We start from the raw sequence: 8909 nt of genomic DNA, 5'->3' as shown, positions 1-8909 counted from the left end.
CAAGGCGCTGCCGGACCCGGAATGGGAGAGCGGCGCGGACGCCAGAGCCGCGCCCGAAGGCGAGGCCGAGCAGGCGATTGCCCGCATCTGGCAAGAGATTCTCGGCCTCGCCCATGTCTCCCGTCACGATGACTTCTTCAACCTCGGCGGCCATTCGCTGGCCGCCATGAAGGTGCGGGCGGTGCTGCTGGAGCGGCACGGCCGCGCCCTGCCGATCCGCCACTTCTTCGATCATCCCACCCTCGCCGGGCTGGCCGCCAGCCTGGACCTCGGGCCCGCCGAGCAGCGCCTGGACGACATGGACATGTGGATGAGCGAACTCGAGGACCTGACATGACCGTCGACGCCCAGCAGATCGCCCGCCGCTTCGCCGCGCTGGCGCCGGACCGCCGCCGTGCCTTCCTGGACAAGCTGGCCGAGCATGGAGTGGATTTTGCGACGCTGCCGATCGTGCCGGTCGAGCGCGGTGGCGACCTCCCGCTGTCCCACGCCCAGCGCGGGCTGTGGCTGACCTGGCAGCGCGACCCGGCCAGCCCGGCCTACACCATGGCCGGCATCCTGTCCCTGTCCGGCGACCTCGACGCCGCGGCGCTGAAGGCCGCCGCGGGCGACCTCGTCGCCCGGCACGAGGCGCTGCGCACCACCTTCGGCATTGACGCCGAAGGCCGGCCGGTGCAGCGCCTCCATGCCGAGCTGGCGCCGCCCTTCGTGGTCCGCGACCTGCGCGCGGCAGGGGAGAGCGACGCCTTCGCCGACGCCCTGGCGCGCCAGCCCTTCGATCTCGAAGCCGGGCCGCTGCTGCGCTTCGAGCTGCATCTGCTGGGCGGCCGCGAGCACCGGCTGGTCCTGGCCCTGCACCACATCGTCGCCGACGGTTGGTCAATCGGGCTGCTCATCCGCGATCTCGCCGCCCTCTACGCGGCCCGGCGCGACGCCAAGCCCGCCGGCCTGCCGCCGCTGGCTCTGCACTATGCCGACTACGCCGCCTGGCAGCGCAGCTGGCTGGAGGCGGGGGAAGAGGCGCGCCAGCTCGACGCCTGGAGGGCGGCTCTGGGCGACAGCCATCCGCCGCTCGACCTGCCGTTAGACCGGCCGCGCCCGGCCGAGCGCAGCGACACCGGCGCGGCGCACCATTTCCGGCTGTCCAAGCTGGTCAGCGACGGGGTGCGCGCGCTGGCCCGCGGCCGCAATGCCTCGACCTTCATGGCCGTGCTGGCGGTGTTCAAGCTGCTGCTGGCGCGCAACGGCGGCGGCGACGACATCCGCATCGGCGCGCCACTGGCCCATCGCGGCCGGGCCGAGACCCATCCGATGATCGGCTATTTCACCAATGTCGCGGTGCTGCGCACGGTCATCGACCAGCGCCAGGGCTTCACCGCCCTGCTGGACCAGGTGCGCGAGAGCCTGCTGGCGGCCGAGACGCGGATCGATGTGCCCTTCGACATGGTGGTCGAGGCGCTGGCGCCGCCGCGCCAGGCCGGGGTGCATCCGCTGTTCCAGGTGAAATGCACCGAACAGGCCGACGTGCCGGGCGGCGGGGATTTCGCCGGGCTGGCGATGACGCTGCGCGGCCTGGGCAGCGGCGCCGCGCATTTCGACCTCAGCCTCGACTTCACCGACCGGGCGGAGGGCATCGACATCCTCATCGCCTACACCACCGACGTGTTCGACGCGACGACGATCGAGCGTCTGGCGAGGGATTTTTTGGTCTTGGCTGAGGCCGCCGTGGCCGCGCCGGAGCGGCGCCTGGCGGATCTCGCGCCGGTTCCGGCGCCGGACTCCGCTTCCGGCACGGCCAGCGCCGAGCCGCCCGCCGATCTGGTTGCGGCCTGGCGGGCGCAGGCGGCGGCGCGGCCGGAAGCGGTCGCGATCCGTCATGAAGAAAGGTCCTACACCCGCGCCCAACTCGACCAGGCCTCCGACCGGCTGGCACGGCGGCTGGTCGCCCGCGGCGTCCGGCCCGAGGATCGCGTGGCGCTGCAGATGGGGCGCACGCCGGAATGGGTGCTCGGCCTCCTCGGCGTGCTCAAGGCGGGCGCGGCCTATCTGCCGCTCGACCCCGCGGCACCGGCCGAACGGCGGGCCGAGCTGGTGGCCGACAGCGGCGCCCGCTGGCTGCTGGTCGATGCCGAGACCTCCGACAGCTTCGGTTGCGAGATATTGCGCCTGTCGCTCGATGACGAGACCGATGAAGCCGCGGTCCTGCTGCCCGAACCAACGCCCGACCAGGCCGGCTGCCTGATCTACACCTCGGGCTCGACCGGCAAGCCCAAGGGCGTGGTCGTCACCCGCGGCGGCATCGCCGACTATGCCCGCGGCGTGCTGCAGGTTCTGGACCTGCCGGAGGGGGCGCGGATGGCGATGGTCTCGACCGTCGCCGCCGATCTCGGCAACACCGTGCTGTATGGGGCCCTTTACAGCGGCGGCGAGCTGCATCTGATCAATCCGGCCCGCGCCTTCGACCCCGACCGCTTCGCAGAGTACATGGCGGCGCAGCGCATCGAGGTGCTGAAGATCGTGCCGAGCCATCTGCAGGCGCTGCTGCAGGCACGCCGGCCGCAGGATGCGCTGCCGGCCCACACGCTGGTGCTGGGCGGCGAGGCCACCGGCTGGCCGTTGCTGGAGCGGATCCGCGAGCTCGTGCCCGACTGCCGCGTGGTCAACCACTATGGCCCGACCGAGGTCACGGTCGGCGCGTTGTGCCAGCCCGCGGAGCAGGCCTGGCGCGCCGCCGGCACGCTGCCGATGGGTCGACCCTTGCCGGATGCTGCTGCCCACGTTCTCGACGACCATCTCAACCCGGTGCCGGCCGGGGCGGCGGGGCAGCTCTATCTCGGCGGCCCCGGCGTGGCACGGGGCTATCTCGGCCGCCCGGACCTGACCGCGGAGCGCTTCGTGCCCGATCCCTTCGGCCCGCCCGGCGCCCGGCTGTACCGCACCGGCGACCGGGTGCGGCGGCTCAAGGACGGCAGCCTCGAATTCCTCGGCCGCGCCGACGACCAGGTGAAGATCCGCGGCTACCGGGTCGAGCCGGGCGAGGTGGCGACGGCGCTGTGCGGCCTCGACGGCATCGCCGACGCCGCGGTGATGGCGCTGCCGGCGGAGGATGGCCGGCTGCAGCTCGCCGCCTATGTCGCGGCGCCGGCAGCCATGGATCTGGAGGCAGTAAAGACGAAGCTCGCGGCCCGGCTGCCTGATTACATGGTCCCGGCCGCCTGGGTGCGGCTCGACACCCTGCCGGTCACCGCCAACGGCAAGCTCGACCGCAAGGCGCTGCCGGCGCCCGAGGCGGCGAAGCCGGCCGGCGAGCCGCCACGCGGCGAGACCGAGCAGGCGCTGGCTGCCCTATGGTCCGGCCTGCTCGGCATCGACGCGATCGGCCGCGACGACAACTTCTTCGCCCTCGGCGGCGATTCGATCCTCAGCCTCAAGCTGCTGGCCCGGATCCGCAAGCAGGGGCTCGGGCAGGCGCTGACCCTGGCCGATATTCTCAATGCCCGCAGCCTGGCAGACCTCGCAGCCCGGATCGCGCCGCAACCGCCGAAGGGACCGGAGGTGGTGCATCTCCAACGCGGTGGCGCCGGCGTGCCGCTCTACTGCCTGCCGGGCCTGATCGTGAACTCGACCGAGTTCGCCGGGATGGTGGCGGCGCTGGACGGCGACCGCCCGGTCACCGGCTTCGTCAGCCACGTCTATACCCAGCAGCGCTGGCGCGGCTACGACATGGCGGCCCTGGCGGAGGAGTTCGCCGCCCATATCGAGCGCACCGCGGGCGGCCGCTGCGCCCTGCTCGGCTGGTCCTCCGGCGGCGACCTGGCCTTCGAGACCGCGCACCGCCTGAAAGGGCGGGTGAGCATCGAGTTCCTCGGCTTGGTCGACGTCTTCGAATCCGTCGACTTCCGCACCGACCGGCGTCCGGCGGCAGAGGAGCGGCAGCGGGCGGCGGCCCTGTTGGAGCGGTGGCTCGGCCGCTCGGCCATGGTGGCGCAGTGGCGGTCGCTGTTCCGGATGATGGACGAGAGCGAACGGGCAGCGCTGGACGAGCATGTCCTGGCCCATGCCGACGGCCTGCCGGTGGACGGGCCCGACCTGACCTCGCGCGAATTCGAGCTGTGGGCGATGCTGGACAAGCGGCTGCGCGCCGCGCGCTACGCGTACCGGCCGCTCGACCTGCCGGTCCATGTCTGGCAGGCCGAGGATTCGCTGGGCCGGCCGGAGCGGCTGCGCGACTGGAGCCTGCTGGCGCCGGTGGCGGCGCTGGCCCGGGTGCCGGGCGCCACCCATCTCGACATCATCCACGCGCCGGACTTCCAGTCCGGTGTGCGGGATGCGCTGCGCCGGGTCGACGCCGTGCCGGCGGTGGCGGCGCAGTAGAAGGGCTGCCCGCCCCGCCGGTCAGTGCGGATAGCTGATCGGCGGGCCGCCGGCCGGGTTGGGCAGGATGCCCATCGGGATGCCGTAGATCGCCTGCAACCGCTCCGGCTGCAGGATCGCGTCCGGCGCGCCGCGGGCGATCAGCCGGCCGGAGTGCAGCGCCACGATGTCGTCGCAGAATCGGGCCGCCATGTTGATGTCGTGCAGCACCACGACGACACCCAGCCCCTTGCTGCGGCTCAGCCGCTGCACCAGCGCCAGCACGTCGACCTGATGGGCGATGTCGAGGGCGGAGATCGGTTCGTCCAGCAGCAGGCAGGCGGCATCCTGCGCCACCAGCATGGCCAGCCAGGCGCGCTGCCGCTCACCGCCCGACAGGGTCTCGACCAGCCGGTCGGCGAAGGGGGCGATGTCGGTCAGCGCCATCGCCTCCTCGACCTTCTCCCGGTCGATCGCGCCGAAGCGGCCGAGCGCGCCGTGCCAGGGATAGCGCCCGAGCGCCACCAGCTCGCGCACCAGCAGGCCCGAGGCGGGCGGCGTCTGCTGCGGCAGATAGGCGACCCGGCGGGCGAAGGCGCGGTCGGCCCAGTCGCGCAGCGGCCGTCCCTCGAAGCGCACGGTGCCCGCGCTTGGCGGCTGCTGCCGTGCCAGGATCTTCAGCAGCGTCGACTTGCCGGAGCCGTTGTGGCCGATCAGACCGGTGACCCGGTGCGGCGCCAGCGCGAGGTCGAGCGGCTGCAGCAGGGTGCGGTCGGCGACGGCGAAGGCAGCCTGCGACAGCTCGAACATCGCCGGGGCGGTATCGGTCTCGGCTGCAGGAGCGGGGGCGGTGTGGTTCATGCCGGTCTCGGTTTCTCCAGCGGGCAGGTCGAGCACAGGTCCAGGCTGGGGATCAGATAGCGGATGCAGCAGACGCGCCGCAGCCGTTTCCGCTCGCCGTCGCGCTCGACATAGCGCACCGGCTCGAACAGCGGGTTGGCGCGGCGGCCGGGCCAGTCGCGGCTGGCCATCAGGGCGTGGGCCTGGGCCGGGCCGGGACCGCGCGCCATGCCGGACGCCTCGATCTGCCGCAGCAGGTTCTCGAACAGGTTGCCGACATTGCTCCACAGCACCTTCGCGGTGGCGCCGCTCTGCGCCGACAGGGCCCGGATCAGCGGTTCGATGTGGCCATCGACCAGCGGACCGAAGCGCTCGAAGCCGTCGGCGGGGGTGGCCCGGCCGCCGCCATGCGGCAGCTTGAACGCCGTCGTCTGCCCGTCCTGCGCGACGATCACCTCGACCTCGTCGAGACCGGTCGGCAGCCCATGCTCCAGCAGCAGGCTGGCCGCCACCACCGGGGTCAGCAGCATCCAGAAATGCCATTTCGCCCATTGCGAGGCCACCGCCCGCGGCTCCGGCTGGTCGTAGCGCCGGGCGAAGCGCTCCAGGATCGGGCCCAGCACGGCGGGGTCGAGCAGGTCCGATCCCGGCATGCCCGGTCGCGGGTCGTCGGCCAGCACCAGTCGGTCGGCGAAATCGGCCAGCGGGCCTTTGAAGATCGGGGCGATCGCGTCGATCATAGGGCACCTGCGGTGGTCATGCCGGCCGCCGTCGCTGCATCAGCCAGATGAAATACGTGCCGCCGACGAAGGTGGCGACCAGCCCGGCCGGCACCTGCCAGGGAAAGGCGACGGTGCGCCCCAGCCAGTCGGCCAGCACCATCAGCCCGGCGCCGAGCAGCCCGGCCGCCAGGATCTGCGGCGTCGGCCGGCGGAGGCCGAGCATGCGGACCATATGCGGCGCCATCAGCCCGACGAAGCTCAAGGGACCGACCGTCAGCGTCGCCCCGGCCGTCAGCGCCGAGGTCAGCAGCAGCAGGGCGACGCGGCTGCGGCTCAGCGACACGCCGAGCGCCCGGGCGGTCGCGGCGCCGAGCGGCAGGATGGTCAGCCAGCGCCCGGCCAGCGGCAGGATCAGCGCCGCGGCCAGGGCGAGGCCGCAGGTGATCGCGGCGTCGCGCGCGGAGACGCCGTAGGTCGATCCGGACAGCCAGCCGAGCAGCAGCGCAGTGCGCGGATCGCCGCTGAACAGCAGTGCGATCATGAAGGCGCCGGCGACGGTGGTCAGCGCCGTGCCGGCCAGCAGCATGTGCTCGGAGGAGAAGGCCGATCGCCGGCCGAGGGACAGGACTGCCAGCAGCGCCGCCAGGGCGCCGAGCCCGGCCACCGCGGTCAGGGCCAGCCGGTCCAGGCCAGGCACGATGAGGGCGGCCAGGATCAGGGCCAGGGCGGCGCCGGAGGAGACGCCGAGCAGCTCCGGGCTGGCCATGGCGTTGCCGGTCAGGCGCTGCAGCACCACGCCGGCCGTCGCCAGCATGAAGCCGGCCCCCAGCGCCGCGGCGACGCGCGGCATCCGCCAGGGCAGCATCAGGTCGAACTCGCCGCCCAGGCTCCAGCGCCAGCCCTCGGGCGTGCGGCCCAGCGCCAGGGCGGCCCAGACGACGAGGCCGAGCACCAGCAGCACGCCGACGACCCAGGGCCAGGGATGCCGGCGACGATGATCGGCGGACATCGCAGGACGGTCCGGCCGCGCCTCGCCTGCTGCCGGCCGCAGCCGGCGCAGCAGCCACAGCAGCAGCGGCGCGCCGAGCAGGGCGGTGACGGCGCCGGTCGGCACCGAGCCGGCGGCGTCGACGAATTGCACCAGCTGGTCGGTCAGCGCCAGCAGCCCGGCCGAGACCGCGGGCCCCCACGCCAGCCGGTCGCGGAAGCGTCGGGCGCCGGCGAGACGGGCGATCGCCGGCCCGGCCAGGCCGATGAAGCCGATCGGCCCGATCAGGGCGGCGACGGACGCGCTCAGCAGCACCGCCACCGCGATCGCGGCGAGGCGCGCCGCCGCCGGCGACAGGCCGAGGCCGCGGGCGCCGTCCTCGTCGAGGTCGAGCAGCGTCAGCGGCCGCAGCATCAGCGCGCCGGCCAGCGCGGCCAGGGCGAGGCGCGGCGCCAGGGTCAGCGCCACGTCCCAGCTGTTCTGGTTCAGCGACCCGCCCTGCGACACGAACAGGTCGGTCAGGGCCTGGTGGTTGAACAGCACCAGCATCTTGCTGCCGGCGTCGAGATAGAAGGTGACGACCAGCCCGGCCAGGATCACGGCGATCGGCGCCAGCTTGTGGCGCCAGCTCAGCAGCAGGATCAGGGCCATCGCCGCGGCGCTGCCCAGCAGGGCCACGGCCTCCTGCCCGGCGTCGAGCAGCGCCGGCGCCGACAGGCTGGCGGCGATCAGCGCCAGCCTGGCGCCGGCGAAGACGCCCAGCGTCCCCGCCTCGGCCAGCGGGTTGCGCAAGGCCTGCTGGAACAGCACGCCGGCAAGGCCGAGCGCGGCACCCCCCAGCAGCCCTACGGCCACACGCGGCAACAGGCTGTACTGCGCCAGCATCTGGCGCATGTCGGCGGGGTCGGGGGCGGTCAGGGCCTGCTGCCACTCCGATACCGGCAGCAGCGCCCGCAGATGATGCAGGAACAGGGCCAGGGCGGCGACGATCAGCAGCGCCGCCAGCAGGGCCGGGCGGCCGGTCGCGGCCGGCCGGGGCAAGGCGAGGTCAGCCATTCGCGATCCCGTGCGCCGGCAGGATCCGGGCGAGCTGTTGGGCAAAGCGGGTGGCCGAGGCCACGCCGCCATTCGGATAGACCACCGGCATCTCGATCACCCGGCCCTGGCGCACCGCCGGCAGCGCGGCCCAGAGCGGGCTGGCGGCGAGCTGCCGCAGGGCGCGTTCGGTCTCGGCGCCGCGGTTGAAATGGATCAGCCGGGCCTCGGCATTGCCGGCCAGCTGTTCGATGCCGATCGAGACGGTGCCCCAGACATTGGTCCGCCCGGTCCAGGCGTTGCGCAGGCCGAGGCGGGACAGCACGTCGCCGATCATGCCGTTGCCGCCGAAGATCGCGGCGTGACGCCCATCCTCGTTGAAGCGGACGACATAGACCGGCCGGTCGGTCCAGGGCGCGAGCATCTGCCGGGCCTCGGCCAGGGCGGCGTCGGCGCGATCGGACCATGCCTTGGCTTCGGCGTCTCGCCCGGTCAGCGCCGCCGCCCGCAGCAGCAGGTCCCGGGCATGGTCCAGCGCCGGTTTCCGGGTCGAGAAGGTCGGCAGCCAGGCGACCGGGGCGATGCGTTCGAGATCGACCTGGCCGACCTCGGCCCAGGACGGGGCCAGGATCAGGTCGGGACGCAGCTGCTGCAGCAGCTCGAGATTGGGCTCCTGCAGCGGGCCCAGATCCGGCACGCCGTCCGGCAGCGCCGGCTCGGCCACCAGGCGGTCATAGAGCGGGATGTTGCCGACCGCGGCGGGGGTGACGCCGAGCATCAGCAGCGTCTCGGTCAGCAGCAGGTCGAGGCACGCGACCCGGCGCGCGATGGGTTCGAAATCCTGCGCGCGCATCTCCGCCGGGCCTGCCAGAGCCAGGCTGATCCCGCCGAGGAGCGCGCGCCGGGTGAGCATCAAAGGATCACCATTTGTAGCCCAGCGTGGCCGATACGGTGAGAGGCTCGCCGTAGCG

6 protein-coding genes are annotated in these 8909 nt (G+C 73.3%); 2 read left to right on the top strand and 4 right to left on the bottom strand.

The genetic code is table 11. The features are described from left to right. Together FFK22_RS39705 and FFK22_RS39700 are read left to right on the top strand one after the other, a co-directional pair. Positions 1-337 (top strand): phosphopantetheine-binding protein (locus tag FFK22_RS39705; protein WP_143956938.1); only part of this gene is annotated, 337 nt, incomplete at its 5' end. Further along, positions 334-4374 (top strand): non-ribosomal peptide synthetase, encoded by a 4041-nt coding sequence (locus FFK22_RS39700; RefSeq protein ID WP_138890518.1) that lies wholly within the window; start codon positions 334-336, stop codon positions 4372-4374. The genes FFK22_RS39705 and FFK22_RS39700, both read left to right, overlap by 4 nt. Before the next feature lie 21 nt (positions 4375-4395). Here the strand turns inward: FFK22_RS39700 and FFK22_RS39695 are convergent, their stop codons facing one another. From FFK22_RS39695 to FFK22_RS39680, 4 genes are read right to left on the bottom strand one after another with little or no spacing between them, the layout of a single operon-like run. After that, positions 4396-5214 carry an ATP-binding cassette domain-containing protein gene (locus FFK22_RS39695; protein WP_138890519.1) on the bottom strand — a complete coding sequence of 273 codons (819 nt, stop codon included), beginning with the start codon at positions 5212-5214 and terminating at the stop codon, positions 4396-4398. Continuing rightward, entirely contained in the window at positions 5211-5933 is a 723-nt protein-coding gene (gene fhuF, locus FFK22_RS39690; RefSeq protein ID WP_138890520.1) for a siderophore-iron reductase FhuF, read from the bottom strand. Before fhuF ends, FFK22_RS39695 begins: the two co-directional genes overlap by 4 nt. A gap of 16 nt (positions 5934-5949) precedes the next feature. Beyond that, on the bottom strand, positions 5950-7959 hold the full coding sequence (gene fhuB / locus FFK22_RS39685; RefSeq protein ID WP_138890521.1) for a Fe(3+)-hydroxamate ABC transporter permease FhuB: 2010 nt from the start codon (positions 7957-7959) through the stop codon (positions 5950-5952). Then, positions 7952-8851, bottom strand: a complete 900-nt coding sequence (locus tag FFK22_RS39680) for an ABC transporter substrate-binding protein (protein ID WP_221939226.1) — start codon at positions 8849-8851, stop codon at positions 7952-7954. The genes fhuB and FFK22_RS39680 overlap by 8 nt, the downstream gene beginning before the upstream one ends. Positions 8852-8909 lie beyond the last annotated feature (58 nt).

It is taken from the genome of Mycobacterium sp. KBS0706 (assembly GCF_005938675.2).
GTDB lineage: Bacteria > Pseudomonadota > Alphaproteobacteria > DSM-16000 > Inquilinaceae > Inquilinus.
Note: the sequence above shows the minus strand (reverse complement) of the source record. Positions and strands in the feature narration are given on the sequence as shown.